Annotated in this window: 19 protein-coding genes and 2 pseudogenes; 12 read left to right on the plus strand and 9 right to left on the minus strand. The window is 63.2% G+C overall.

Translation table 11 applies throughout. The features are described 5' to 3' along the window. Window positions 1-3: 3 nt before the first annotated feature. Both xpt and rep read right to left on the minus strand, forming a co-directional pair. The gene (gene xpt / locus K3F44_RS20375) at window positions 4-576 is read right to left on the minus strand and encodes a xanthine phosphoribosyltransferase (RefSeq protein ID WP_101322909.1); all 573 of its coding nucleotides are present in this window, start codon (window positions 574-576) and stop codon (window positions 4-6) included. Window positions 577-642: 66 nt separating this feature from the next. Then, window positions 643-2,652, minus strand: coding sequence for a DNA helicase Rep (gene rep / locus K3F44_RS20380; RefSeq protein WP_101322910.1), 2,010 nt, complete (start codon window positions 2,650-2,652; stop codon window positions 643-645). A gap of 315 nt (window positions 2,653-2,967) precedes the next feature. Here rep and K3F44_RS20385 point away from each other — a divergent pair, with 315 nt between their 5' ends. Continuing rightward, entirely contained in the window at window positions 2,968-4,632 is a 1,665-nt protein-coding gene (locus K3F44_RS20385; RefSeq protein ID WP_101322911.1) for a bifunctional diguanylate cyclase/phosphodiesterase, read from the plus strand. 141 nt (window positions 4,633-4,773) lie between these two features. Here K3F44_RS20385 and K3F44_RS20390 read toward each other — a convergent pair whose 3' ends face one another. Then, complete coding sequence (locus K3F44_RS20390) at window positions 4,774-6,144, minus strand: NorM family multidrug efflux MATE transporter (RefSeq protein WP_220632860.1); 1,371 nt, start codon at window positions 6,142-6,144, stop codon at window positions 4,774-4,776. Between the two features lie 156 nt (window positions 6,145-6,300). On the opposite strand from K3F44_RS20390, the gene K3F44_RS20395 reads away from it, so the two are divergent. The 3 genes and pseudogenes from K3F44_RS20395 to K3F44_RS25170 all read left to right on the plus strand — a co-directional run bounded on the left by K3F44_RS20395 (window position 6,301) and on the right by K3F44_RS25170 (window position 9,371). After that, window positions 6,301-7,230 carry a LysR substrate-binding domain-containing protein gene (locus tag K3F44_RS20395; RefSeq protein WP_220632861.1) on the plus strand — a complete coding sequence of 310 codons (930 nt, stop codon included), beginning with the start codon at window positions 6,301-6,303 and terminating at the stop codon, window positions 7,228-7,230. A 158-nt stretch (window positions 7,231-7,388) separates the two neighbouring features. Further along, window positions 7,389-8,510, plus strand: a pseudogene (locus K3F44_RS25165) (Cache 3/Cache 2 fusion domain-containing protein); the annotation flags it as partial. Between the two features lie 132 nt (window positions 8,511-8,642). Then, on the plus strand, window positions 8,643-9,371 hold the full coding sequence (locus tag K3F44_RS25170) for a methyl-accepting chemotaxis protein (RefSeq protein WP_371411595.1): 729 nt from the start codon (window positions 8,643-8,645) through the stop codon (window positions 9,369-9,371). A 54-nt stretch (window positions 9,372-9,425) separates the two neighbouring features. Here the strand turns inward: K3F44_RS25170 and K3F44_RS20405 are convergent, their stop codons facing one another. After that, a complete protein-coding gene (locus K3F44_RS20405; protein ID WP_220632863.1) occupies window positions 9,426-10,820 on the minus strand; it encodes a VOC family protein in 1,395 nt (464 codons plus the stop codon). 117 nt (window positions 10,821-10,937) lie between these two features. After that, window positions 10,938-11,828 carry a transcriptional regulator GcvA gene (gene gcvA / locus K3F44_RS20410; protein WP_220632864.1) on the minus strand — a complete coding sequence of 297 codons (891 nt, stop codon included), beginning with the start codon at window positions 11,826-11,828 and terminating at the stop codon, window positions 10,938-10,940. A 136-nt stretch (window positions 11,829-11,964) separates the two neighbouring features. On the opposite strand from gcvA, the gene K3F44_RS20415 reads away from it, so the two are divergent. Together K3F44_RS20415 and K3F44_RS20420 are read left to right on the plus strand one after the other, a co-directional pair. Further along, a complete protein-coding gene (locus K3F44_RS20415; RefSeq protein ID WP_103435578.1) occupies window positions 11,965-13,455 on the plus strand; it encodes an aldehyde dehydrogenase family protein in 1,491 nt (496 codons plus the stop codon). Window positions 13,456-13,554: 99 nt separating this feature from the next. Then, a complete protein-coding gene (locus K3F44_RS20420; RefSeq protein ID WP_220632865.1) occupies window positions 13,555-14,841 on the plus strand; it encodes an FAD-binding oxidoreductase in 1,287 nt (428 codons plus the stop codon). A gap of 106 nt (window positions 14,842-14,947) precedes the next feature. Here the strand turns inward: K3F44_RS20420 and K3F44_RS20425 are convergent, their stop codons facing one another. Further along, window positions 14,948-16,372, minus strand: a complete 1,425-nt coding sequence (locus K3F44_RS20425; RefSeq protein WP_220632866.1) for a mechanosensitive ion channel family protein — start codon at window positions 16,370-16,372, stop codon at window positions 14,948-14,950. Window positions 16,373-16,600: 228 nt separating this feature from the next. On the opposite strand from K3F44_RS20425, the gene ycaC reads away from it, so the two are divergent. From ycaC to K3F44_RS20445, 4 genes are all read left to right on the plus strand, one after another. Next, window positions 16,601-17,233, plus strand: coding sequence for an isochorismate family cysteine hydrolase YcaC (gene ycaC / locus K3F44_RS20430; RefSeq protein ID WP_101322920.1), 633 nt, complete (start codon window positions 16,601-16,603; stop codon window positions 17,231-17,233). A 76-nt stretch (window positions 17,234-17,309) separates the two neighbouring features. Continuing rightward, window positions 17,310-17,876 (plus strand): antibiotic biosynthesis monooxygenase, encoded by a 567-nt coding sequence (locus K3F44_RS20435; protein WP_220632867.1) that lies wholly within the window; start codon window positions 17,310-17,312, stop codon window positions 17,874-17,876. Window positions 17,877-17,931: 55 nt separating this feature from the next. Continuing rightward, window positions 17,932-18,750 carry an alpha/beta fold hydrolase gene (locus tag K3F44_RS20440; RefSeq protein WP_150572509.1) on the plus strand — a complete coding sequence of 273 codons (819 nt, stop codon included), beginning with the start codon at window positions 17,932-17,934 and terminating at the stop codon, window positions 18,748-18,750. A 60-nt stretch (window positions 18,751-18,810) separates the two neighbouring features. Beyond that, on the plus strand, window positions 18,811-20,652 hold the full coding sequence (locus K3F44_RS20445) for an amidohydrolase (protein ID WP_188036965.1): 1,842 nt from the start codon (window positions 18,811-18,813) through the stop codon (window positions 20,650-20,652). Window positions 20,653-20,855: 203 nt separating this feature from the next. Here the strand turns inward: K3F44_RS20445 and K3F44_RS20450 are convergent, their stop codons facing one another. Further along, window positions 20,856-21,767, minus strand: a complete 912-nt coding sequence (locus K3F44_RS20450) for a LysR substrate-binding domain-containing protein (RefSeq protein ID WP_220632868.1) — start codon at window positions 21,765-21,767, stop codon at window positions 20,856-20,858. A 298-nt stretch (window positions 21,768-22,065) separates the two neighbouring features. On the opposite strand from K3F44_RS20450, the pseudogene K3F44_RS20455 reads away from it, so the two are divergent. Both K3F44_RS20455 and K3F44_RS20460 read left to right on the plus strand, forming a co-directional pair. Beyond that, window positions 22,066-22,344: pseudogene (locus K3F44_RS20455) on the plus strand (type II toxin-antitoxin system RelE/ParE family toxin). Between the two features lie 13 nt (window positions 22,345-22,357). Further along, on the plus strand, window positions 22,358-22,642 hold the full coding sequence (locus K3F44_RS20460) for a HigA family addiction module antitoxin (RefSeq protein ID WP_103435589.1): 285 nt from the start codon (window positions 22,358-22,360) through the stop codon (window positions 22,640-22,642). 7 nt (window positions 22,643-22,649) lie between these two features. Here the strand turns inward: K3F44_RS20460 and K3F44_RS20465 are convergent, their stop codons facing one another. Together K3F44_RS20465 and K3F44_RS20470 are read right to left on the minus strand one after the other, a co-directional pair. Beyond that, complete coding sequence (locus K3F44_RS20465; protein WP_220632869.1) at window positions 22,650-24,434, minus strand: monovalent cation:proton antiporter-2 (CPA2) family protein; 1,785 nt, start codon at window positions 24,432-24,434, stop codon at window positions 22,650-22,652. 211 nt (window positions 24,435-24,645) lie between these two features. Further along, entirely contained in the window at window positions 24,646-25,947 is a 1,302-nt protein-coding gene (locus K3F44_RS20470) for an Nramp family divalent metal transporter (protein ID WP_150570434.1), read from the minus strand. Window positions 25,948-26,182 lie beyond the last annotated feature (235 nt).

A 26,182-nucleotide genomic window follows, 5' to 3' on the forward strand; every position in this document is an offset into this window, starting at 1 on the left:
GCGTCACTCGATGAAGGTGACCACGCCGCCTGCAAGCGACTTGACCCGCGCTAGCGACTCAACCCGGTAACCCTGGCTGTCGAGCTCGGCACGGCCGCCCTGGAACGACTTCTCGATGACGATGCCCAGCCCGGCAACGGTAGCGCCAGCCTGCTTGATGATCGAGATCAGCGCCTGCGAGGCCTTGCCGTTGGCGAGGAAGTCGTCGATGACCAGCACGCGGTCGCTGCTGTTGAGATGACGCGGCGAAATCGCCACGGTGTTCTCGGTCTGCTTGGTGAACGAATACACCGAGGCAGTCAGCAGGTTTTCGGTCAGGGTCAGCGACTGGTGCTTGCGGGCGAACAGCACCGGTACACCGAGTTTCAGGCCGGTCATGATCGCCGGAGCGATGCCCGAGGCTTCGATGGTAACGATCTTGGTCACGCCGGAGTCTGCGTACAGTCGGGCGAATTCGTCACCGATCAGCTGCATCAGCGCAGGATCGATCTGGTGGTTGAGAAACGCGTCGACTTTGAGAACCTGGTCGGAAAGCACGATGCCTTCTTCGCGAATCTTCTGCTGCAGTGCTTCCACTGTGGTATTCCTCGATGTAGCAAAAAGTGGCCACGGCTGGCTGCCGTGACAAAAGTGTAAAAGGGTTCAGCGCTTGAGCATTGCCCGTATATCGGCCAAGGCGTTGTTGCCGCGCGCGGCTTTGACTTCAACCGGCGCATCGTCCAGACCTTCCCAGCACAGATCATCCGGCGGTAGTTCGTCAAGGAAGCGGCTGGGCGTGCAATCGATGATTTCGCCGTACTGCTTGCGCTTGGCAGCGAAGGTGAAGGCCAGGGTCTGGCGTGCGCGGGTGATGCCCACGTAGGCCAGGCGCCGCTCTTCTTCGATGGTGTCGGCCTCGATGCTGGAGCGGTGCGGGAGGATTTCCTCTTCCATGCCCATGATGAACACGTAGGGGAATTCCAGGCCTTTGGAGGCGTGCAAGGTCATCATCTGCACGCCTTCGGCGTTTTCCTCTTCTTCCTGCTGGCGCTCGAGCATGTCGCGCAGGACCAGTTTGCCGATGGCGTCCTCGATGGTCATGTCACCCTCTTCGTCTTTCTCGAGGGTGTTTTTCAAGGCATCGATCAGGAACCAGACGTTGCTGATCCGGAAATCCGCCGCCTTGTCACTGGCGGTGTTCTGGCGGATCCAGTTTTCGTAGTCGATGTCGCGGACCATCTCGTGCAGCGCTGCGATCGGGTCATCCAGCGCAACCTTGTGGCGAACGCCGTCGAGCCAGTGCTTGAAGCGCTGCAAGCGCTCGGTGTAGCGCGCATCGAGGTGCTCGCCGAGGCCAATTTCGTCGCTGGCGGCGTACATCGACACGCCACGTTCGGTGGAATAGTTGCCGAGCTTTTCCAGGGTGGTCGAGCCGATTTCCCGGCGCGGCACGTTGATCACGCGCAGGTAGGCGTTGTCGTCATCCGGATTGACCAGCAGGCGCAGGTAGGCCATCAGGTCCTTGACCTCCTGGCGCCCGAAGAAGCTGTTGCCGCCCGACAGGCGATACGGCACCTGGTGGTGCTGCAGCTTCAATTCGATCAGCTTGGCCTGGTAGTTGCCGCGGTAGAGGATGGCAAAGTCGCTGTAGGGACGGTCGGTGCGCAGGTGCAAGGTGAGGATTTCCATGGCCACACGCTCGGCCTCGGTTTCCTCGTTCTTGCAGCGGATCACGCGGATTTCGTCACCGTGGCCCATCTCGCTCCACAGCTGCTTTTCGAAATCATGCGGGTTGTTGGCGATCAGCACGTTGGCGCAACGCAGGATACGGCTGGTCGAGCGGTAGTTCTGCTCGAGCATGACCACCTTCAGCGACGGATAGTCCTCTTTCAACAGCATGAGGTTTTCCGGGCGGGCACCGCGCCAGGCGTAGATCGACTGGTCATCGTCGCCGACCACGGTGAACTGGTTGCGCATGCCGATCAGCATCTTCACCAGCAGATACTGACTGGCGTTGGTGTCCTGGTATTCGTCGACCAGCAGGTAGCGCACCTTGTTCTGCCAGCGCTCAAGCACCTCGGGGTGCTCCTGGAACAGTTTGACCGGCAGCAGGATCAGGTCGTCGAAGTCCACCGCGTTGTACGCCTTGAGCGTGCGCTGATAGTGGGTGTAGACGATGGCGGCGGTCTGCTCGCGCGGATTGCGGGCTTTTTCCAACGCCTCGGCGGGCATGATCAGCTCGTTCTTCCAGGCACCGATCATGTTCTTGATCTCGTCGATGCCGTCGTCGCCGGAGTACTCCTTCTGCATGATGTCCGACAGCAAAGCCTTGATGTCGGCCTCGTCGAAGATCGAGAAGCCCGGCTTGTAGCCCAGGTGCTTGTGCTCCTTGCGGATGATGTTCAAGCCCAGGTTGTGGAAGGTGCAGACGGTCAGGCCGCGGCCCTCACCTGCGCGCAGCAGAGTGGCGACCCGCTCCTTCATCTCGCGCGCGGCCTTGTTGGTGAAGGTCATGGCGACGATGTACTGGGCACGGATGCCGCAGTTCTGGATCAGGTGGGCGATCTTGCGGGTGATCACGCTGGTCTTGCCGGAGCCAGCACCGGCGAGCACCAAAAGAGGGCCGCCGACATAGTCACAGGCTTCTTGTTGCCGGGGATTGAGTCGGGACATGCTAGAACCGGGGTCGCCAGAAAATAGCCGCGCATTCTAACAGGCAAGTCACGCTTGTGGCGCGACCGTCTGACGCCGGAGTCAGACTTTTGTGACGTCCGGTGCCCTACCTGGCGGGAGTGGATCATGGCCTTGCCGCCACAATCGAGCTATTACTCAAATCAGATTTGCCGGTTGTACGACTTTTGGAGCAGGATGCGCGACAGAATACGACGGAGTGCAGCCCCGGGATGGGTGTTAATAAGAGTGAATATCATTTGGCTCTTGAGGTAGGATACCCCCGTCACGGTTAACGACCTCGCCTAAGGAGCGCGCTTGTCCACGCCTGTCGAACCCTTGCGTTTGCTGCTGTTGGCCGATGAGCCGGAGTGGGCCGCCAGCTTGCGCGACTGCCTGCAGCCTTTGGCTGGCAGCGCGGTGCTGCTGACCGCGCCCAACTGGGAGGCGGTCAACAGCCTGTTTGCCCATGACCGTCAGGCGGTGGTGCTGGCAACGCCTGCGCTGCTGCCGACCCCGGGCCGCTGCGAGTTGCCGACCATTGTCCTGCTCGACGACGAGCCCGAGGCGCCGCCTGCCGGCGTCAGTGACTGGCTGGTGCTGGCGCAACTGAGCAGTGACAGCCTGCGCCGCTCGCTGCGTCATGTGCGCGAGCGCGGCGTGCTGGTCGCCACCCTGCAGCGCCTGGCCGAACAGGACCCGCTGACCGGCATCGCCAACCGTCAGGGCTTTCAGGCCCTGCTGACCACGCGCCTGGCCGAACACGACGGCCGTGGCGTTGCTCTTGGCCATCTGGATCTGGACAACTTTCGCCACGTCAACGATGCGCTCGGCCATCAGGGCGGCGACCGGCTGATCCTGCAGGTGGTGACCCGGCTCAAGTTGCAGCTGGAGGCGGGCGATCAGCTGGCCCGGCTGGGCAGCGACGAATTCGCCCTGCTGATCGACACCCGTCGCGAGCCGAACCGCGCCGAATGGGTGGCCGAGCGCATCGTCGAAGCGCTGGGTGAGCCGTACTGGGTCGATGGCGAAAGCCTGCTGGTGGGCTGCAGCCTGGGTCTGGCCCATGCCCGCGCGCAGGCCGGCGCCGACCCACTGATGTGGCATGCGCACATCGCCATGCGCCAGGCCAAGAGCGTGCAGGGTTGCAGCTTTCATGTGTTCAACGAGCGGATCAACCGCAATGCGCGCAGCCTGGCTGACCTTGAAGGCGAACTGCGCCGCGCCCTGCGCCGCGACGAGCTGGAACTGCATTACCAGCCACGGCTGAACCTCGTCGATGGCCGCATCGTTGGCCTCGAAGCACTGGTACGCTGGAACCACCCCGAACGCGGCCTGCTGCCGCCGAGCGAATTCGTGCCGCTGGCCGAGCAGAGCGGCCTGATCGTGCCGCTCGGCTACTGGGTCATCTCACGTGCCCTGCGCGACATGCAGGGCCTGCGTGAGCACGGCATTGCGCCGCTGCACATGGCGGTCAACCTTAGCTTTCGCCAGTTTCAGGACAGCCAGCTGCTGGCGACCCTGAGCCGGCTGATCATCGAGCATGGCGTCGATGCCCGGTGGCTTGAGTTCGAACTGACCGAAACCGCGGTGATGCGCCGCAACGAGCTGGTGCGCCAGACCATGGACGCCCTGGGCCGCCTGGGTGTGCGCTTCTCGCTGGATGACTTTGGCACCGGTTTTTCGTCGTTCGTGCACCTGAACAGCCTGCCGATCACCTTGCTCAAGGTCGACCGCAGTTTTGTCGGTGGTATGGAGCTGCGCGAAGAAAACCGCAAGCTGGTCCACGCGATGATCAACCTGGCGCACAACCTCAACCTCGAAGTGGTCGCCGAGGGTGTCGAAAGCGAAGAGCAGATGGCGCTGCTGCGCGGCTTTGGCTGCGACCAGGTGCAGGGTTTTCTGGTCAGCCAGCCGCTGCCGGTGGATGAGCTGGTGACCTACCTGCAGCAGGTGCCGGTCAGTGCGATCCGCGCTGTCTGAGTGCGCCGGGGCTGCTTTGCAGCCCTTTCGCGACACAAGGCCGCTCCTACAGGAACCATGTCGTCTGGGCATTGCGCGGTCCCTGTAGGAGCGGCCTTGTGTCGCGAAAGGGGCGCAAAGCGCCCCCAGCATTCCCGACCGTCACCCCCCCACGGCAACCTTGCGCAACATCCGCCGCACTCGCCATTCAAACGCGAAGGTCAGCGCCACCGAGGAGCAGGCCAGGCCCAGCGCCAGGCCCCACCAGATGCCGAGTGCACCGCCGTCGAGGTTGAAGGCAAACAGCCACGCACTTGGCGCGCCGATCAGCCAATAACAGCCCAGACCGATCAGGAAGGTGGTCTTGGCGTCTTGCAGGCCGCGGATCGAACCCATGGCGATGGTCTGCACACCATCGAACAACTCAAACCACGCCGCCACCATCACCAGCCCCACTGCCAGCTGGAAGATGCCGGCAAAGGCAGGGTCATTGCGGTCGATGAACAATCCCACCAACTGCTCGGGCAGCAACAGGAACAGCGCGGCGAAGGCAAACATCAACAGCGCACCAAAGCAAATACCGACCCGCCCGGCACTGCGCGCTGCAAGCAGGTTGCCGCCGCCGTAATACAGGCCGACCCGCATGGTCACCGCATAAGACAACCCGGTCGGCACCATGAACGCGGTCGAGACGATCTGCAGGGCGATCTGATGCGCCGCCAGCTCGGTGCTGCCGAGCACACCCATGCACAGCGCGGCGAAGGCGAACAAGCCGACTTCGACCATGTACGTTCCGCCAATCGGCAGGCCCAGCCGCCACAGCTCGCGCAACGCCGACAGCGATGGCCGCGCCAGGCCCTTGCGCAGCGGGTAGGCGTCGTAGAAGCGGTGCCAGCGGATATACAGCGCCAGGGCGATGGCCATGCCCAGCGAGACCAGCGCGGTGACCAAGCCAATGCCGACCAGGCCGAGTTTGGGCAAACCGAACATGCCCTCGATCAGCGCATGGTTGAGCAGGTAGTTGAGCACCGTGCCGACCAGGCTGATGACCATCACCGGCGTCGACCGGCCAAGGGCGCTGGTGAAGCCGCGCAAGGCCATAAACGTCAGGTAGCTGGGTAGTGCCAGTGGCAACAGGGTGAGGAAGGCCATGGCCGCCTCGACGTTTTCCGGCTGCTGACCAAACATCAGCAGCACCGGGCCGAGGTTCCACAATGCCAGCGCGGCGCCCAGCGCCAAAGCCCAGGCCAGCCAGATGCCGGCCTGAGCGAGGCGGGTGGCGCCGGCGATATCCCCGGCACCCTTGCGGATCGCCACCAGCGTGCCGACGGCGGCAATCACGCCCAGGCAGAAGATCGACACGAACGAATAGCTCGCCGCGCCCAGGCCGCCACCGGCCAGGGCCTGCGGGCTGATCCGCGCCATCATCAAGGTGTCGGTCAGCACCATCAGCATATGCGCCAACTGCGAGGCAATCAGCGGCCCGGCCAGGCGCAGCAGAGCCTTGAGTTCAACGGTGGGCGCGACGTGCATGGTGAGAGTCCTTGATGCTGGGGGATGAACAGGAGGTGGATTCTGAGGCCTGGGTCAACTTTCCACAAAAGGATAAATGCGATCCCTCCCATGAGTTGAACTCATGTATGTATGATTTGCCTTGCTCGTTCGTGCCCCCCGTATTGCAGGTGCCCCATGTCCAGACAACTCCCTCCGCTCTATGCACTGCGTGCATTCGAGGCGGCTGCACGGCATTCCTCGTTCACTCGCGCCGGCGAGGAGTTGTCGATTACGCAAAGCGCCGTCAGCCGGCACATCCGCACGCTGGAGGAGCACTTCGCCTGCCGCCTGTTCGTGCGCAGCGGCCGCAGCCTGCAGCTGACCGAGGCGGCGCGGATGCTGCTGCCCGGCGTGCGCGATGGCTTCGCTTCGCTGGAGCGCGCCTGCGATACCTTGCGCGGCGAAGATGACATCCTGCGCATGAAAGCCCCGTCGACCCTGACCATGCGCTGGCTGCTGGCGCGGCTGAGCCGCTTTCGCCATCTGCAACCGGGCAACGAAGTGCAACTGACCAGCGCCTGGATGGACGTCGACCATGTCGATTTCAATCACGAGCCGTTCGACTGCGCGGTATTGCTCAGCGATGGCCAGTTCCCGGTCGACTGGGAGGTGCGGCGGTTGTTCTCCGAGTTGCTGATCCCGGTCGGCGCTGCGCAGCTGATCGACGAGGGGCCTTGGGATGAGCAGCGCCTGGCTGACATCGAACTGCTGCATCCGACCCCGGACAAACGTGACTGGCGTAGCTGGCTGGCGCGCATGGGCCTGGCTGACAAGGTTTCGCTCAAGGGTGGGCAGGTCTTCGACACGCTTGAACTGGGCATGATCGCTGCGGCGCGTGGCTACGGGATCTCCATGGGCGATCTGTTGATGGTGGCCGAAGACGTCGCTCAAGGCCGGCTGAGCCTGCCGTGGCCGACCGCAGTGGCCAGCGGCATGGACTATTACCTGGTCTGGCCACGCACCAGGCCCGGCACAGAGCGCCTGCGTCGCTTGAGCGGGTTTCTCCAGGAAGAGGCGGCGGCAATGGACTTGCCAGCGGTGCAAATCCTGCCAGCGCTTGCGTAGTAAAACGTTTGCGAATGTCCCGGTCCGGCACTCAAGTATTCGTCCGCGACGCCGATTTAGTGGCACCAGCGTCCCGCAAGAGGACGCGATTACCCGTCGAAAGCAGCGGGCGGTCAGCGCGATCAGGATGATCCCGGCCCCTTGCCAGGAGCTTGCACATGCCTCAACCCCGTGCCCGGATTGCCTCACAGCTCGGGATCGCCCTCGCCATCGTGCTGGCGCTGGTGATCACCGGCAGTACCCTGTTTGCCCTGCGCTCGCTGGATAACGCCAACCTCGCCACCCGCCAGGAACACCTGGCCAGTGAAGCGCGGCTGCTGGCTGACCAGCTGGATACCTTCCATGGTTCGCTGAAGGACAACACCCAGCGCCTCAGCGGCCTGTTCGAGCGCCGTTTCGCCTCGGGTCTGAGCCTGCATGCCGGCGAAAGCGCCACTGTCGCCGGCCAGGCCACGCCGGCGCTGTATCTGGGGGAACACCTGCTCAACAACGATTTCCAGCAGGTCGACGAGTTCAAGCAGATGACTGCTGGCGTCGCCACCGTGTTCGTGCGCAGTGGCGATGACTTCATCCGCATCAGCACCTCGCTGACCAAGCAGGATGGCAGCCGCGCCATCGGCACCCAGCTCGACCGCCAGCACCCGGCCTATGCCAAGTTGATGGCCGGGCAAAACTACGTTGGCCGTGCCGTGCTGTTCGAGCGCAACTACATGACCCGCTACGTGCCGGTGCGCGATGACAGCGGCCGAGTCATTGCGGTGTTGTTCGTCGGCTTCGACTACACCGATGCGCAGAACGCCCAGCTCGCCAACCTCAAGCGCTTCCGCATCGGTCACACCGGCTCGCTGGCGCTGCTCGACGAGCAGGGCAAGTGGCTGGTGCCGCCGGCTGATGTGGGCAATGCCGAGACGGCCGCGCAAGCCGTCAAGAACCTCGCTGCAGAGCCGGGGACTGGCAGCTTCTGGGACAACGCCGACCAGCAGATTTTCAGCGTTGCCATGCCGTTTGCTGAAGGCCCGTGGACAGTTGTTGCGAGCATGCCCGAAGCCGAGATTCGCGACGTGACCTGGAGTGTCGGCCTGCGCCTGGCGATTGGCAGCCTGCTGGCCATGCTGCTGGCGGTGGCGGCGACGCTGTTCCTGCTGCGGCGCAAGCTGCGCCCACTGAGCGACCTGCTGCGTCAGGCCGAAGCCCTGGGTGCGGGTGATCTGAGCGCGCGTCTGACGGTCAGCAGCAACGACGAGATTGGCCAGTTGGCGCGCAGCTTCAACCAGATGGGTGAAGCACTGTCGACCATGGTTGCGCACATTCGCAGCGCCTCCGAGCAGGTCAGCGGCCGTGCTCGTTCGCTGGCCGGGTTGTCGTCCGGTGCCTGCGAAGGCATGGAGCAGCAGTCTGGCGAAATCACCAGCATGGCTGGCGCCGTCGAAGAGTTCAGCGCCACCTCTATGAACATTGCCGACAATATGGCCGGCACCGAACGCATGGCCCGCGACAATGCCGAGCACACCCGGGTTGGCCGCAGCGCGATGAACGAAGCGTCAGCCTCGCTACGCCAGATCGCCGATGCCCTCGGCGGCACTGCTGAGGTCATGGACACCCTTGGCGCCCGCTCGCAGGAAATCGGCGGCATCGTCGGGGTGATCACCGCCATCGCCGAGCAAACCAACCTGCTCGCGCTCAACGCGGCAATCGAGGCCGCTCGCGCCGGTGAGCAGGGCCGTGGCTTTGCCGTGGTGGCCGATGAGGTGCGCGGCCTGGCGGCGCGGACCCGTTCGGCAACCGACGAGATTTCCGGAATGATCGGCAGTATCCAGCAGCAGACCGGGCACGCCATCAGCACCCTGCAGCAGGGCAACCGGCTGATGCAGGAAGGCCTTGAACGCAACGTCAAAGTGGCTGATGCGCTGGCTCAGATTGACCAGCAGAGCCGCGACGCCGGTGAGCAGTTTGCCGCGATCAGCGCTGCCACTCAGGAGCAGAGCAGCACCGCGACCTTGCTCAGCCGCAACCTGCAGAGCATCGCCCAGGCCAACAGCGAGCAGCACGATGTGGCCAATGAACTGGCCACCACCGCACGTGAGCTGGAAGGCCTGGCGGCGCAGTTGCGCCAGGAAGTGGATCGCTTCCGCGTCCGCTGACAGCGGCAGCCGCCGCGCAGATCGGCCTGCGCAGCGGCTGCAATCAGGCGAGGGTTACAGCGCGCTCAGGTTCAGTGCCTGCGCACAGGCCAGCAGCGAGCGCTGTTCGCTCTGCGCGTATAGCGCCAGCTCGTCCTGCACCGCCAACCCCAGCGCCGCCTCGAACGCTTCGCGGTTGGCATTGCTGCCGTAGTTGGCCTGGGCATCGTCGCCCAGGTTGGACTGGAAGATCCCCGCCGCACTGACCGGCAGGAAGTCTTCGTAAACCAGCGCCTCGAAATGCACATGCCCGGCGTCGATCAGGCCCTGCAAGGTGCTCGGCCGGCCAGCTTCGTTGCGCGCTGCCAGGCCCTTGTCGGTAGCGAAATAACGGAAGTAGGCCAGGCCCTGCTCGCGCATCTGCGCCAGGTCATCGGGGAACTCGGCGAACTGCGCCTGGAGCAACTGCTGGTAGCGCTCGGCATTGGCCTCGGCCGGCACCCCGCCGAGTGCTGCGCGGGTCGCATCGAGCAGGGTGTCGTACAGCGCCCGGCCCTTGGGCGTCAGCGCTGCTCCACGCTGTTCGATTTCGCCGAAGCGCGCAGTATGGCTGCCTTCGCTGCCGGCCTGATCGGTGAAGGCGACCTTCTCTTGCAGGGCCTTGAAGCTGGTCTGACGCAGCAGGATCGGGTGGCGCCGGGTTGGCGGGCCTTCGACCACTGCCTTGGGGGGAATGCCCTTGGCCGGCATGCCCAGCTGAATCGCATCGATGTCCAGCGTGCGCGGGGTCAGGTGATTGATGTGCGGGCCTTTGAACGCCACCACATCGGCAATCAGCCGGTGCTGGTCATGCAGCTGCTTATACTGCTCGGCAGTCACTGTCGCCTGCTGGTGCCAGCGGAAGGTGTGCAGCGCCTCCTGCACAAAGGCCTCGGCGTCGGCGGCGTTGAGGCCGTTGTTGCGCTCACATTGGGCGATCAGTTCCAGCACCCGCGGGGTGAAGATCTGCCGCTTGGCCAGAATGCTCGCAGCCAGCTCGCGCAGTTGCGGGTTGTCGATCAGCTCCAGGCGCAGCAGCGAAGTGAATACACGGAACGGGCTGACGTGCAGCGACTGCTCATGCACTGCGCGAAATGCCGTCGAGTGCACCGGCACGCCCGCCGAGCTCAGGTCGTAGTAACCCACCGGCTGCATGCCCATCACCGCGAACAGGCGGGCGATGGTGGCCAGCTCGGCGGCGGTGCCAACGCGGATGGCGCCATGGCGTTCGTGGTCGAGACGCTCGATTTCGCCGGTCCAGCGCAGCGCTTCAGCGACCTGCGGCTGTTGCTGCATGACCTGCTGGTTGATTTCGCTGACCAGCTCCAGCAGCGTGCCATAGAGCGGCACTTCCTGTTTGTACATGAGCGACATGGCGGCAGAGAACTGCGCACGGATGCTGTCTGGGCTGACGAAATCATGGGCGGGCATCGCAAGCTTCCTGGTGGTTAATGGGACCGTTACATGAAAACTGGGAATGGACTGCCGCCACAAGCGAAAAAAAGTAGAGGTGTCATTCCCTTTATGATTGATGTCGCCCCGACACTATCAGCCCCCAAGCTGAGTTTTGATCCACTCCACCAACGCCCGCACCTTCGGCACTTCGGCCGCATGCTCGGCATACGCCAGATAATGCGCGCCATTACTGCGCATAGCATGCTGCCAGGCAATCACCAAACTGCCCTCGGCCAGTTCCTTCTCCGCCAGATAACGTGGCACCAGCGCCACGCCGCAGCCCGCCTGAGCCGCACTCAAGGCCATATAAAAGGTGTCGAAGCGTGGCCCGTGGTAGCTGTTGTCGGTGTGCAGGCCCTGCTCCAGGAACCACTCATGCCAGGCCTCCGGCCGTGAAGTGCTCTGCATCAACACCAGTTCGGCCAGCGCACTGGCATCGTTCAACTCGCGCCCTTGCAGCAATTCAGGCGCGCACACCGGCACCACTTCCTCGTCGAACAGCTGCACGCAGGTTGCCCCCGGCCAGGTGCCCTGGCCAAAGAAGAACACCACGTCGGCCGAGCCCTGCAACAGCGAGAACGGCTCCATCTCGTTGCGGATATCCAGATGGATATTCGGGTAGCGCTTGCCAAAACCCTTGAGGTGCGGGATCAACCAGCGCACGCCAAAACTCGGTTGAGTAGCTACTTTCAATATCTCGGTCTGCTCGCCGTACGTCAGGATGTAGCGGCTGGACATGTCGACCTGGGTGAGGATCTTGTTCACCTCGGCCAGGTACAGGCTGCCCGCAGGCGTCAGTTGCAAGCGCCGGCGAATGCGCAGGAACAGGTGGTGGTGGAGCATTTCTTCAAGCTGCGCGACCTGTTTGCTGACCGCACTTTGGGTCAGGTGCAGCTCTTCGGCAGCGCGGGTGAAGCTCAAGTGACGGGCTGCGGCTTCAAAGCACTGCAGGGCCGTCATCGACGGTACCAGACGTTTCGACATGGCAGTCTCTATGCAAGGGGATCATGACCTGACGGAATGATATGCGGAATAAAGGTCGTTTGTTGCGCTGCTGTGATCGGATTAATACTGATCCACATCATATTTACCACCCTTCAGCCGATTTAGGAGAAGCACGATGGTTGCTGCATTGCTCGAGCGCCTTGGCGTCGCCGCCCAGGCCTACACTCAGGGCGACTACCCTGTTCACACCCCGATCGACGGTAGCCAGATCGCCACGGTGAAACTGCTCGGCAAGGCCGAGACCACCGCCTGCATCGACCAGGCCCACGCCGCCTTCGAAGCCTGGCGCACTGTACCGGCCCCGCGTCGCGGCGAGCTGGTGCGGCTGTTTGGCGAAGTCCTGCGTCAGCACAAGGCCGAGCTCGGTGAGCTGGTCTCGATCGAAGCCGGCAAGATCACCCAGGAAGGCCTGGGCGAAGTGCAGGAAATGATCGACATCTGCGACTTCGCCGTCGGCCTGTCGCGTCAGCTGTACGGCCTGACCATCGCCTCCGAGCGCCCCGGCCATCACATGCGTGAGTCGTGGCATCCGCTGGGCGTGGTTGGCGTGATCAGCGCCTTCAACTTCCCGGTGGCGGTGTGGGCGTGGAACACCGCGCTGGCGCTGGTAGCCGGTAACGCCGTCGTCTGGAAACCGTCCGAGAAGACCCCGCTGACCGCACTGGCCTGCCAGGCGCTGTTCGAAAAAGCCCTGCTGGCCTTCGGTGATGCACCGGCCGGCCTGGCCCAGCTGGTGATCGGCGGCCGTGAAGCCGGCGAAGCGCTGGTCGACGACCCACGTGTACCGCTGGTCAGCGCCACCGGCAGCACCCGCATGGGCCGTGAAGTCGGCCCACGGGTTGCCGCACGCTTTGGCCGCAGCATCCTCGAACTGGGCGGCAACAACGCCATGATCCTCGCGCCGAGTGCCGATCTTGATCTGGCTGTGCGCGGCATTCTGTTCTCCGCCGTCGGCACCGCTGGCCAGCGCTGCACCACCCTGCGTCGGTTGATCGTGCACCGTTCGATCAAGGACGAAGTGGTTGCCCGCGTCAAAGCCGCCTACGGCAAAGTGCGCATCGGCGACCCGCGCGAGAACAACCTGGTCGGCCCGCTGATCGACAAGCAGTCGTTCGACGCCATGCAAGGCGCACTGGCCAAGGCCCGTGACGAAGGTGGCCAGGTGTTTGGTGGTGAGCGCCAGCTGGCCAGCCAGTATCCGAACGGCTACTACGTGACCCCGGCAATCGCCGAGATGCCTGCGCAGAGCGAAGTGGTCCGCCACGAGACCTTCGCACCGATCCTGTACGTGCTGGCTTATGACGACTTCGAGGAGGCCTTGCGCCTGAATAACGAAGTGCCACAAGGCCTGTCGTCGTGCATCTTCACCACCGACCTGCGTGAAGCCGAGCGCTTCCAGAGCGCAGCCGGCAGCGACTGCGGCATCGCCAACGTCAACATCGGCACCAGCGGTGCAGAGATCGGTGGCGCGTTCGGCGGCGAGAAAGAAACCGGCGGCGGTCGCGAGTCGGGTTCGGATGCCTGGAAAGGCTACATGCGGCGCCAGACCAACACCGTCAACTACTCACGCGAATTGCCGCTGGCGCAGGGCATCGTGTTCGACTGATGATCGCAGGCGGGGGCCTCGGCCCCCTTTCGCGGCCGTGTGCCGCGAGCGGCCGCCTGGCGGCCACACCGTAACAAGAAAAATAAGCTGAGGCCGGTCATGCCCGAATTGCGTCAACAATGTCTCTGGGAACACGTCACCCCGGCGAGCGTCGCCGTGCAGGCCCTGGCGGGCGAGCACAAGGCCGACGTCTGCGTCATCGGTGGCGGTATCACCGGCCTGTCGGCAGCGATCCATCTGCTCGAACAGGGCAAGTCAGTGATCGTTGTCGAAGCCTGGAAAGTCGGCCACGGCGGCTCCGGGCGCAACGTTGGCCTGGTCAACGCCGGCACCTGGATTCGCCCCGACGATGTCGAGGCGACCCTCGGTCAACAACAGGGCAGCCGCTTGAACAAGGCCTTGGGCGAGGCACCCGCCGAGGTGTTCGCCATGATCGAGCGCCTGGGCATCGACTGCCAGGCCCAGCACAAAGGCACTCTGCACATGGCGCACAACGCCACTGGCCTGGCTGACCTGGAGGCGCGCCATCAGCAATGGAGCCGGCGCGGCGCCAACGTCGAACTGCTGACCGGCGCGCAGTGCCAGGAATACTGCGGTACCGACAAGATTTCCGCCGCGCTGCTTGACCATCGCGCCGGCACCATCAACCCGATGGCTTACACCCAAGGCCTGGCTGCTGCAGTAGAGCGGCTGGGCGGCAAGCTGTTCCAGCAATCCTCGGTCGAAGGCCTGCAGCGCGATGGCGCTGGCTGGCAGGTCAACACCGGCAAAGGCGTGGTCCGCGCCGACAAGGTGGTGATCTCCACCGGCGCCTACACCGAGGGCGACTGGAGCAACCTGCAAAAGCACTTCTTCCGTGGCTATTACTACCAGGTTGCCTCGGCACCGCTGCACGGCGCAGCCGCCGACAAGGTGCTGCTCCATGGCCAAGGCTCGTGGGACACCCGTACCGTACTCAGCAGCATCCGCCGCGATGACCAAGGCCGCCTGCTGCTCGGCAGCCTCGGTCGGGTCGACAACAAGCCGGCATGGTTCGTACGGCGCTGGGCCGACCGCATTCAGAGCCACTACTACCCGGAGCTGGGCAAGGTCGACTGGGAAATGCACTGGACCGGCTGCATCGACTTCACCCCCGATCACCTGATGCGCCTGTTCGAACCTGCACCGGGGTTGGTCGCGGTGACCGGCTACAACGGTCGCGGCAATACCACCGGCACCGTGATTGGCCGAGCCTTTGCCGAGTTTCTGCTCAAGGATGACCCCGAGCGCCTGCCGGTGCCGTTCTCGCCGATGAAAGCCGTCAGCGCGCCGTCGTTGCGTACTGCGTTCTATGAGTCAGGCTTCTCGCTGTACCACGCCGGCCAGTGCTTGCGCGTGGTCCTGTAGGAGCGGCCTTGTGTCGCGAAAGGCCAGCGTAGCTGGCCCGGCGATACCCGCGGCGAAGCTGAAATCTGGGGCCGCTACGCGGCCCTTTCGCGACACAAGGCCGCTCCTACCGCAGCCAGCTGAGAAAGCCGCCTTTCTTGACCAGCACCGGTTTCTGCATCAACAGTGAATCGCGGCTCTGCCGGCGGAACCGTTGCAGCTTGGTCAAGGCCATCTGCACGTCGCCGCGCTGGTCCAGGCAACTGCGCAGCTGTTCCTTGTCGATCCGATACAGCACGCAGCCGCTCAGGGTACGGAACTCCACCGTCGACTCTTCTTCATCGACCAAACCTTCAATGGCCAGCAGCTCGCCCGGCCCCATGCGCCCGGCCTCGACCAGCCGCTCGCCATCGCGCACCGACGCCGACACTACCCCGCTGGCAATCACCAACACATGCTGCGAGCGCTCGCCGATGCCAAGGATCACCTGATCGACCAGGTACTCCACCGTCGTCATGTGCTGGCTCAGCTCATCGCGCTCGTCGCCGCTCAGCGAGCGGAACAGGCGCACCTCATCCAGCAGCTCGCGCTGACGGCTGCGTGGCGCCGAAGCCAGGTCGGCATTCCAGATCACGCCGCTGGCTTCCAGGTGCCGATGGGCCAGGTCGAACAACTGATTGCGCACCTCGCCCTTGCGCGCCATGTCGGTGATGAAACCACTGGCTTCATATTCCACCGACTCCAGGCTTGAGGCTTTTACCGAGACCTTCGGTGCAGGCGTGGCGAGAAGCGCAGAGGTGCCTTGCAGGGCCTTTTCCAGTGCATCGAACACCCGCTTCGGGCGCACTTTGGCCGGCACCACCACGGTGATGCTCAGCCCATGCCGGTCCGCCGGGCGGCTGTGATTGAGCAGCTTGGCCTTGGCTGCCACCGAGTTGGGTACCACCGCCAGGCTGCCGCTGGCAGTGATCATCCGCGTTGCCCGCCAGTCGATATCGACCACCTTGCCCTCGGTGCCATCGATCGAAATCGAATCGCCAATCTGATACGGCCGCGTGGTATTCAGAACGATCCCAGAGAACACATCGCTCAAGGTGCTCTGCAACGCCAGGCCGATCACGATCGCCATTACCCCTGACGTCGCCAGCAGCCCCTTGACCGGCAACTGCAGCACATAGGCCGCCGCAGCCACCACCGCCACCAGAAAAATCAATGCCCCGAGCACGTCCTGCAACAAACGCCCGCCATGGCTGCCGCGCGCCACCAGCAGCACGCCGAACACCACCGTCACCGTCCGCGCCGCAAACAGCCACCAGCCAATCGCCAGCACCGTCGCCAACAGATTGCGCGCCACATCATCGACCCACGGCGGCGGCTGCAACGGGCTCATCCCCGCCGCCACCAACACCGCGCTGAACAACAGGAAGATCGCCAGACGCGCAGCGATCCGCCACGGCTGGCGCTGCAGCGTGATCAATTGCCAGAGCAGCACATCGAGCAGGATCAAACAGGTGCCGAGCAACAGCGGGTAGGACTGGATGAACGCCAGCATGACGGTCTCGGTGCGGGGGAGGGCTGATGGGTAGTAAAGAGTAGGTGCGGGGGACAAGCAACTGGGCCGTAGTCGCAACAACAGGCCGTAATCACCATCGTTCATAAAATAGAACGCTAAAGACAAATTTAGCTATCTAGTCGCACAAAGGTCTTGGTTTTAATCTTTACTCATCAACGCGAAACACCCAACTCACTCGAAACCAAGACCCTTGCGGAGCACCAAGCCATGAACAACTTCAAATACAACCGCCTGAACAAAGACGACGCCGTAGTCCTGCTGGTCGACCATCAAGCTGGCCTGCTGTCGCTGGTGCGTGACATCGAGCCGGACAAGTTCAAGAACAACGTGCTGGCCCTGGCTGACCTGGCCAAGTTCTTCAACCTGCCAACCATCCTTACCACCAGCTTCGAGCAAGGCCCCAACGGCCCGCTGATCCCCGAGCTGAAAGCGCTGTTCCCGGATGCGCCGTACATCGCTCGCCCTGGCCAGATCAATGCCTGGGACAACGAAGACTTCGTCAAGGCGGTCAAGGCGACTGGCAAGAAGCAGCTGATCATCGCTGGTGTGGTGACCGAGGTTTGTGTGGCGTTCCCGGCACTGTCGGCGCTGGAAGAAGAGTTCGATGTGTTCGTGGTTACCGATGCGTCCGGCACCTTCAACGAGATCACTCGTGACGCCGCCTGGAACCGCATGAGCAGCGCTGGTGCACAACTGATGAACTGGTTCGGCGTGGCCTGTGAACTGCACCGCGACTGGAGGAACGACATCGAAGGCCTCGGCGCGCTGTGCTCCAACCACATCCCGGACTACCGCAACCTGATGACCACCTACAGCGCCCTGACCGCCGCCGGCAAATAAGCCGCGCCCTCAACCCAGCGCCGGCCCACAGCAACAGCGTGGGCCATGGCCAGCCGCCTTTGCCCAGGGAACACCCATGAACAGTGCAACCGTCGATAACCGCAACGTGGTGACCCTGGTCATCCAGCACAAGGCGCGGGCCGCCGCGCTGGCGCAGTACGAGGCATGGCTCAAGCGCGCGGTAACCACCGCCCGCCAGCAGCCGGGCCACCTCGACGTCAATGTGATCCGCCCCGATGGCGGTGGTTGCCACTTCACCAATGTGGTGCGTTTTGCCGATGCTGAACTGCTGCAGGCATGGGTCAATTCGGCTGAACGCCAGGCACTGGTCAGCGAGGTGCTGCCGCTGCTTGAGGACGGTGACCACACCCATGTGCATGACGACCCGGAGTTCTGGTTCACCCCGGCCAGCAGCAACACCCCAGCGCCGCCGCGCTGGAAGCAGGCCGTACTGACCTACCTGGTGATCTGCCCGTTGACCATGTTGGTACCGATCGTGCTGGCACCGCTGTTCACTCGCGTGCCGCAACTGGCCGGGCCGGTCATTGGCAACCTGATCGGCAACCTGCTGGTGATCCTGCCGGTGGTGTTTTTCATCATGCCGTGGGTAACCCGCCGCTGCGCCAACTGGCTACGTGGTTGAAACATTTCTGACGCTACGCTGTGCAAGCCCCTACCTAATTTCTGGAGATACCGATATGAGCACGTTCGTAACCCGCGATGGCACTTCGATCTACTTCAAGGACTGGGGCAGCGGCAAGCCCGTGCTGTTCAGCCATGGCTGGCCGCTGGATGCGGACATGTGGGACACCCAGATGGAGTTTCTCGCCAGCCGCGGCTACCGCGCCATCGCCTTTGACCGGCGTGGCTTCGGTCGCTCCGACCAACCGTGGACCGGCTATGACTACGACACCTTCGCCGACGACATCGCCCAGCTGATCGAGCACCTCGACCTGCGCGACGTGACCTTGGTCGGCTTCTCCATGGGTGGCGGTGACGTTAGCCGCTACATCGGTCGGCATGGCAGCGAGCGGGTGGCCAAGCTGGTGTTGCTCGGCGCAGTAACGCCGGTGTTCGGCAAGTCCGAGAGCAACCCGGATGGCGTCGATGCTTCGGTGTTCGAAGGTATCCAGGCGGGCCTCAGAGCCGACCGTGCACAGTTCCTGGCCGACTTCGCCACCCCGTTCTACGGCATCAACAAAGGCCAGGCGGTCTCCACCGGAGTGCAGGCGCAGACCCTCAATATCGCCCTGCTGGCGTCATTGAAAGCGACTCTGGATTGCGTCAGCGCCTTCTCTGCCACCGACTTCCGTCCAGACATGGCCAAAGTCGATGTGCCGACCCTGGTCATTCATGGCGACGCCGACCAGATCGTACCGATGGAGACCACCGGCAAGCGCGCAGCAGAAATGATCAAGGGCGCTGAGTTCAAGGTATACAGCGGCGCGCCGCACGGCTTTGCGGTCACCCATGCGCAGCAGTTGAACGAAGACCTGCTGGCGTTCCTGGCCAAGTAAGCCACCGAGGCGGCGCGGTTCACTCCGCGCTGCTCCCGCCCCCTATCCGAGGATTTGCCCATGACCGCCGACCTGATCCTGTTCAACGGCAAGCTGCACACCGTCGACCGTGAAAACCCAACCGCCACCGCCGTGGCCATCAAGGACGGGCGTTTTCTCGCCGTGGGCAGCGACGCCGAGGCCATGGCCTTGCGCGGTGACAGCACGCAAATCATCGACCTCAAGCAGCGCACGGTGATCCCCGGTCTCAACGACTCGCACCTGCACCTGATCCGCGGCGGTCTCAATTACAACCTGGAACTGCGCTGGGAAGGCGTGCCTTCGGTAGCCGATGCCCTGCGCATGCTCAAGGACCAGGCGGCGCGCACGCCAACTCCGCAGTGGGTGCGGGTAGTCGGTGGCTGGAACGAATTCCAGTTCGCCGAAAAACGCATGCCGACCCTTGAAGAGATCAACCAGGCCGCGCCCGATACCCCGGTGTTCCTGCTGCACCTGTACGACCGCGCGCTGCTCAACCGCGCCGCGCTCAAAGCCGTCGGCTACGACAAGGACACGCCCAACCCAGCCGGTGGCGAGATCCAGCGCGACAAGTTCGGCAACCCGACCGGCATGCTCATCGCCCGCCCCAACGCGATGATCCTCTACGCCACTCTGGCCAAAGGGCCGAAGCTGCCCTTGGAGTATCAGGTCAACTCGACCCGCCAGTTCATGCGTGAACTCAACCGCCTCGGCCTGACCAGCGCGATCGATGCCGGTGGTGGCTACCAGAACTTCCCCGACGATTACTCGGTAATCCAGGAGCTGGCCGACAACAACCAGCTGACCGTGCGCATCGCCTACAACCTGTTCACGCAAAAACCCAAGGAAGAGCTCGACGACTTCCGCAAGTGGACCTCCAGCGTCAAGCTGCACAGCGGCACCGACTTCCTCCGGCATAACGGCGCCGGCGAGATGCTGGTGTTCTCCGCCGCCGACTTCGAGGACTTCCTCGAGCCGCGCCCTGACTTGCCGCAGACCATGGAAGATGAGCTGGAACCGGTGGTCCGCCATCTGGTCGAGCAGCGCTGGCCGTTCCGCCTGCACGCCACCTACAACGAGTCGATCACGCGCATGCTCGACGTGTTCGAGAAGGTCAACCGCGACATCCCGTTCAACGGCCTGCCGTGGTTCTTCGACCACGCCGAAACCATCACCCCGCAGAACATCGAGCGCGTGCGTGCCCTGGGCGGCGGTATCGCCATTCAGGACCGCATGGCCTTCCAGGGTGAGTACTTCGTCGACCGTTACGGCGCCAAGGCGGCCGAACAGACCCCGCCGATCAAGCGCATGCTGGAAATGGGCGTGCCGGTCGGTGCCGGTACCGACGCCACTCGGGTTTCCAGCTACAACCCGTGGACCTCGCTGTACTGGATGGTCAGCGGCAAGACCGTCGGCGGCATGGAGCTGTACCCCGAAGGCCTGAGCCGCGATACCGCGCTGCAGTTGTTCACCCAGGGCAGCGCCTGGTTCTCCAGCGAGCAGGGCAAGAAAGGCCAGCTCAAGGTCGGCCAGCTGGCTGACCTGGCAGCGCTGTCGCTGGACTTCTTCAGCGTCAGTGAGGAGGCGATCAAGAGCATCGAGTCGGTGCTGACCATTGTCGATGGCAAGGTCGTGTACGGCGCCGCCGAGTTCGATAAGCTGGGCCCGGCGCAGGTGCCGGTATTGCCTGAGTGGTCGCCGGTGGCCAAGGTGCCGGGGCACTGGCGGGCGGGCACACCGTCGCTGGCAGCGATGCCACATCAGTGTTCCGGGCCGTGTGGGGTCCATGCTCACAGCCATGACAAGGCGCGCAAATCGAGTGTGCCGGTGAGTGACTTCCAGGGCTTCTGGGGATCGCTGGGCTGTTCGTGTTTCGCGTTCTGATCTGATCCGAGGCGGCCGCCTCGACGCGATCTCTGTAGGAGCGGCCTTGTGTCGCGAAAGGGCCGCGCAGCGGCCCCGACGATCTCTGGTGCTGCACAGATCCTGGGCCCGCTACGCGCGCCTTTCGCGACACAAGGCCGCTCCTACAGGGATCGCGTCAAACCTCAAGATCAGGCTTCGGGACAGATGTCGCTTTAACCCATTCAAGCCATGTCGCAGGTCACGAACTCTTCCGCCAGGTGATCGATCAGCGAGCGTACCGACGGCAGCAGGCCACGCCGCGATGGGAAGATCGCATGGACGATACCGCAGCGCGGATTCCAGCCCGGCAGCACTTCTACCAGATGCCCGCTGGCCAGATCCTCACGCACGGCCACCTTCGGCAAGTGCGCTATACCGATCCCCGCCAGCACGAAATGGCGCAGGGCAAACAGGTCATCGGTGACCATCCGCGGCGTATGCGGGATGACGATGCTGCGGCTCATGTCCTCGCCCTGAAACAGCTCCCACTGATACTCACGCTGCGCGCCGCCCCAGTGCAGGCTCGGCAGCTGGCTGAGCTGCTGCGGATCGAAGCCCGCCGGCAGTTGCTCAAGAAACGCCGGCCGACCGACCAGACATTGGGTGCTGTTGCTCAGCACCTTCATCACCATGTCGGTGTTTTCCAGCGGCGGAAAGCGCACCCGCAGCGCCACATCGAAGCCCTCGTGCAGCAAATCGACGCGGCGGTTGGTGCTCTCGATGAACAACTCGACCCGCGGATACTTGAGCATATAGCGCGTCAGCATCGGCCCGACCCAGGAGTTGAGCAGGGTGGTCGGGCAGCTCATGCGCACCAGCCCGCGCGGCTCGCTGCGGTTGCGCTCGATCACCTCGGCAGCGCTCTCGGCCTCGACCCGCATGGCCAGGCAGCGGCGGTAATACTCCTGGCCGATTTCGGTCAGTGAGCAATGCCGGCTGGTGCGGTGCAGTAGGCGCACGCCGAGCCTTTCTTCGAGGTCGGCGATGCGCCGGCTGAGCTTCGATTTGGGCATGTCCAGCGCCCGCCCGGCAGGGGCAAAGCCACCGTGCTCGACTACCTGAGTGAAGAAGTACAGCGAGTTGAGGTCTTCCAAGCGGGTCTCCTGGTCAGTCGCTTGCTGCTGCGCCGGAGTGTTTGCGACTCGAGCGAGACGGAGCGTAACAGGCCAGGGGTGGAGGGGGCGGGTGATTTTTTGTGGTCGCGGGGTGGAGGTGACCTGACGGATGGACAGCTGCTTAGGAAATTTCCCACGTGCTTGGCTGACGCCATCACGGCGTCTTTGAAGCTGGCAAAGAACAAACTGCACTCCCGGAAATTCTCAGGAGTGTCTCCATGCAACGAGCCATGGTCTACTTGAAAAGTGTAAGGCATGACCTTACACTTCAGCGTCGATGATCAGGAGTTTCAGGCATAAGGGCCTGAAGGCACTTTATTAGCGGGGAGATACATCCGGTGTCCGAGCTGATCAAGTAGCACGCCTGCGCCGGCTTCTCGCGTCACTCGCAGTCGCACAATCGCCTGCCGATATGGACCGACCCGGTTATCGGCTCCATCCCTTGCGAGGCAACCTGGACGGTTTCTGGTCCGTTAGCATCTCTGGTAACTGGCGGGTGATATTCCACTTTGTCAGCACCGACGTTGAGCTGGTCGACTATCTGGATTATCACTAGGAGCTGAATGCTTATGTCGATGCACAACCCGCCTCACCCCGGCGAATCGCTGCGCGAAGATGTCCTGCCCGCTATTGGTATGAACGTCTCGTCGCTGGCTCGCCACCTTGGCTACTCACGCGGGCAGCTGTCTGCCGTCATCAATGGACGCGCAGCGCTTTCGGCTGACCTGGCTTATCGCCTTGAGCTGGCAGGCCTGGGTGCGGCCCGGCAGTATCTGGCGGAGCAGGCGGCCTACGATCTATGGCAGGCCGCGCAGCGGGAGCATCCGCCTATCTGTCGACTAGTGTTGGCCTGAGTTGGCCTCAGTCGGCGTCTGACTCGAATAGCCGGGCCAGCTCCACCCGTGCTTCCTTGGCGTTCTGCATGACCTTGGCGCGGTCGTCGCGGATGCGGCCCTGGGCTTCGAGCACCTGCTCGTCATGTTCGGCAAAGCGCTGGATGCGGTCAGCGGCCTGATCATCCGACAAACCCAGGCCGACCAAGGCGCGTCGGCTCATTTCCAGGCTGGAATAGAACGTCTCGCGGATCGGCTCGGCGCCGACGTCCATCAGCTTGTGCACATGCTGGCGGTTGCGCGCGCGGGCGAGCACTTTCAGATGTGGATAGAGACGTTTGACCCGCTCTGCCGTGCGTGTGGTGATCTCGGGGTCGTCAGTGGTCACGATCAGGTATTCGGCCTCGCCGACTTTGGCGGCGTGCAGCACTTCGGCGCGCATCGGGTCGCCGTAGAACACCGGCGCCTGCTCGAAGGTGCGGGTCATCTCGATGGCGTCGACCGAGGTGTCGAGGGCAATGAACGGGATCTTCTGCGCACGCAGGATGCGCGAGACGATCTGGCCCATGCGGCCCATGCCGACGATCACCACCCGCGGCGCATCGGTCTGGATGTCCTTGTACTGTTCCGGCACTTCACGCGTGGCAGGCGGGCGCTTGAGCAGGCGGGCGCAGGCCATCAGCAACAGCGGCGTGGCGGCCATCGATAGAGTGATGGTCATCAGCAGCAGGTCGTAGGTGTAGCTGTCGAGCAGTCCTTGGTCCTTGCCCAGCTTGAACACCACAAAAGCGAACTCGCCGCCAGCCGCCAAGACCACGCCGAGGCGCAGGGCATTGGCCGTATTGAGGCCGCCCAGACGCCCGACCAGCATCAGCATCGGCAGCTTTACTGCGATCAGCAGCGCAGTCAGGCCGATCAACAGCCAAGGCGTGTCGAGCAACAGACTGAGATTGGCGCCCATGCCGACACTGATGAAGAACAGGCCCAGCAGCAGCCCTTTGAACGGCTCGATCTGCGACTCCAGTTCGTGCCGGTATTCCGAGTCGGCCAGCAACAGGCCGGCGAGAAATGCGCCCAAGGCCATGGAGATTCCGGCCAGCTCCATCAGCCAGGCAGTGCCGATCACCACCAGCAGTGCGGTGGCCGTGGACACTTCCGGCAAGCCGGTGCGGGCGACGATGCGGAACACCGGGCGCAGCAGATAACGGCCGCCGACGATGACCACGGCGATGCTGGCAAAGATGGTCAGGCCGTGTTGCAGGCTGTCGCCATGGCTGGTGTCCGGGCCGCTGGCGGCGAGCAACGGCACCAGTGCGATCAGCGGGATGGCGGCGATGTCCTGGAATAGCAGAATGGCAAACGCCAGACGCCCGTGCGGGGCATTCAATTGCTTGGTTTCTGCCAGCGTCTGCAAGCCAAAGGCAGTCGACGACAAGGCCAGGCCCAGACCCAGCACCAGCGCTGCGGGCAGTGATTGGGCGAAACCGAACAGAGCGATGGCGCCGAGTATCGCGCCGGTCAGCAGCACCTGTGCCAGGCCCACGCCGAACACCGCTTTGCGCATCAGCCACAACCGCCGCGGTGACAGTTCCAGGCCGATGATGAACAGCAGCAAGACTACGCCCAGCTCGGAAATGTGCGCGACGCTTTCGGTGTCGCGGATCAAGCCTAAAACCTGTGGGCCTATGGCTACGCCGGCAAGCAGGTAACCGATGACGGCGCCGAGTTGCAGGCGCTTGGCCAATGGCACGGCAATCACTGCGGCGAGAAGGAAGATGACCGCGGTTTGTAGCAGGCTGCCTTCGTGTGGCATCGCTCGAACTCCATGAGCTGCGAAGAGGGCAGCGGGATCAGATTAGTCGCGCATTGTGAAGGGCAGGGTGGGTGCAGACAATCCGCCTGTGCAGAGACACATTGTCATTTCAGTGGCGACAATCAACGCACACTGGCTGCAAACAAACACGGGGCAAGCCCTTTTCAAGACCTGCCCCGCAGAGTGTTTTACAGCAGCGTTGTACGATGACTTAGCTGAACAGCTCCACACCCAGCTGGAACGCCACCCACAGCGCCAGGCCGGTGGCGAATGCCAGGGCGATGTTCTCGAACAGGTTGTTGCGGTATTCCTTGCTCAGCAGCGATTTCTGGTTGGACATGATCAACAGGCCCAGCGAGATCACCGGCAGACCAATGATATTCAGCGCGCTGACGCCGATGGTCAGGGTGACGAAGTCAGGCATGCCCGGGATCGACCAGATCAGTGGCGTAACCAGGATGAACAGCATGAACCAGCGGTGCGCCGGGTCCTTGTGGAATTCCTTGCCATAACGCTCGCGACGCTTGGGCTGCACGTGCTGCAGGGCGTCGGTGATCAGCATCGGGAAGGCTGTGGTCTTGCCGGAAATGCTGGCGAACAGGGTGGCGAACACGCCGATGAAGAACACATACCAGCCGATCGGGCCGAAGAAGATTTCCAGCGCCTTGCCCAGATCGCCGAGGGTTTTCACTTCGATGCCGTTGGGCCGCAGGATTTCTGCGCCGACGATCCAGATCGCCAGGTTGATGACGATACCGACGAATACTGCAAACAGCAGGTCGTTGCGTTGCACACGCTTGTGCTGCGGGCCAACCCAGCCCTTCTGGCGCATCACGTAGGGGTGGACGAAGTTGGCCACCGAACCGGCCACTGCGCCGATCACCGACACTGCTACCAGCATGGCGCCATGCATGCCTTCGTCAGGCGGGATGCTGAAGCCGATGGTGCCTTTGACGATGCCTGCCACATCCGGCCCGGACATCACCGCCAGCGCTAGAAACGCCAGGGTCATGATCGCCAGCAATGCCTTCATCACACCTTCGATAAGCGAATAGATATTGCGCCCGACCAGCATCCACACCGCCAGCACCACCGCCATCGAGCAAAGCAGCGGGTAGTCGACGCGCAGCAGCATGGCCAATGATTCGCCGGCGCCCTTGATCATGTATGCGTTCATCAGGTGGCCCATGATCAGCGCGTAGCCGAGCATGAACCAGGCGAACACCGGGTGCAGTTGCGCGTAGCCCTGAAGGATGGTCATGCCCTGGTTATTGCACAGTTGGAAGCGGGCGATGATGTTGACGATCAGGTAGCGCAGCAGCAGCGAAACTGCCAGCACCCACATCATTGCGTAACCGTAGTTGGCGCCGGCCACGGAAGAGGTGATCAGATCACCTGCGCCCAGCCACGACAGCACGGCGATGATGCCTGGGCCGAGCAACTTGGCGATGCGCGCGAGGCGGCTTTGCGAGGGCACAGCAGCTTTGCCCTCAACGGAAGGTAGGCTGGTCATTGGATGTCTCCGTTATTTTTGTAGTGAGAGCCGGCGCAGTCGAACATGCTGATAGGACGTCGTACAACTAAAATCGCTGAGCAAACATTACAAAGTATTACGGCAAATCCAGGCTGCTTTGTGCAGGCCTTGCGGGGCTTGAGCTGCCGTGGAATATGGCCTGCTGACATCATGGGGGTGCTTGTAAGACCTTTCCCAACTTCGCGCTGAGCGCTTCAGGCTGTGGGGCCTTCGG

Source organism: Pseudomonas sp. S07E 245 (assembly GCF_019599025.1).
Taxonomy (GTDB): Bacteria; Pseudomonadota; Gammaproteobacteria; order Pseudomonadales; family Pseudomonadaceae; genus Aquipseudomonas; species Aquipseudomonas shirazensis.

Bases quoted from the DNA above. Each gene is read 5' to 3' on its own strand.
- rep (WP_101322910.1), bottom strand. From the start codon at position 2,652: ATGTCCCGACTCAATCCCCGGCAACAAGAAGCCTGTGACTATGTCGGC.
- K3F44_RS20390 (WP_220632860.1), bottom strand. From the start codon at position 6,144: ATGCACGTCGCGCCCACCGTTGAACTCAAGGCTCTGCTGCGCCTGGCC.
- K3F44_RS20395 (WP_220632861.1), top strand. From the start codon at position 6,301: ATGTCCAGACAACTCCCTCCGCTCTATGCACTGCGTGCATTCGAGGCG.
- K3F44_RS25170 (WP_371411595.1), top strand. From the start codon at position 8,643: ATGGCTGGCGCCGTCGAAGAGTTCAGCGCCACCTCTATGAACATTGCC.
- K3F44_RS20405 (WP_220632863.1), bottom strand. From the start codon at position 10,820: ATGCCCGCCCATGATTTCGTCAGCCCAGACAGCATCCGTGCGCAGTTC.
- gcvA (WP_220632864.1), bottom strand. From the start codon at position 11,828: ATGTCGAAACGTCTGGTACCGTCGATGACGGCCCTGCAGTGCTTTGAA.
- K3F44_RS20415 (WP_103435578.1), top strand. From the start codon at position 11,965: ATGGTTGCTGCATTGCTCGAGCGCCTTGGCGTCGCCGCCCAGGCCTAC.
- K3F44_RS20420 (WP_220632865.1), top strand. From the start codon at position 13,555: ATGCCCGAATTGCGTCAACAATGTCTCTGGGAACACGTCACCCCGGCG.
- K3F44_RS20425 (WP_220632866.1), bottom strand. From the start codon at position 16,372: ATGCTGGCGTTCATCCAGTCCTACCCGCTGTTGCTCGGCACCTGTTTG.
- ycaC (WP_101322920.1), top strand. From the start codon at position 16,601: ATGAACAACTTCAAATACAACCGCCTGAACAAAGACGACGCCGTAGTC.
- K3F44_RS20435 (WP_220632867.1), top strand. From the start codon at position 17,310: ATGAACAGTGCAACCGTCGATAACCGCAACGTGGTGACCCTGGTCATC.
- K3F44_RS20440 (WP_150572509.1), top strand. From the start codon at position 17,932: ATGAGCACGTTCGTAACCCGCGATGGCACTTCGATCTACTTCAAGGAC.
- K3F44_RS20445 (WP_188036965.1), top strand. From the start codon at position 18,811: ATGACCGCCGACCTGATCCTGTTCAACGGCAAGCTGCACACCGTCGAC.
- K3F44_RS20460 (WP_103435589.1), top strand. From the start codon at position 22,358: ATGTCGATGCACAACCCGCCTCACCCCGGCGAATCGCTGCGCGAAGAT.
- K3F44_RS20465 (WP_220632869.1), bottom strand. From the start codon at position 24,434: ATGCCACACGAAGGCAGCCTGCTACAAACCGCGGTCATCTTCCTTCTC.
- K3F44_RS20470 (WP_150570434.1), bottom strand. From the start codon at position 25,947: ATGACCAGCCTACCTTCCGTTGAGGGCAAAGCTGCTGTGCCCTCGCAA.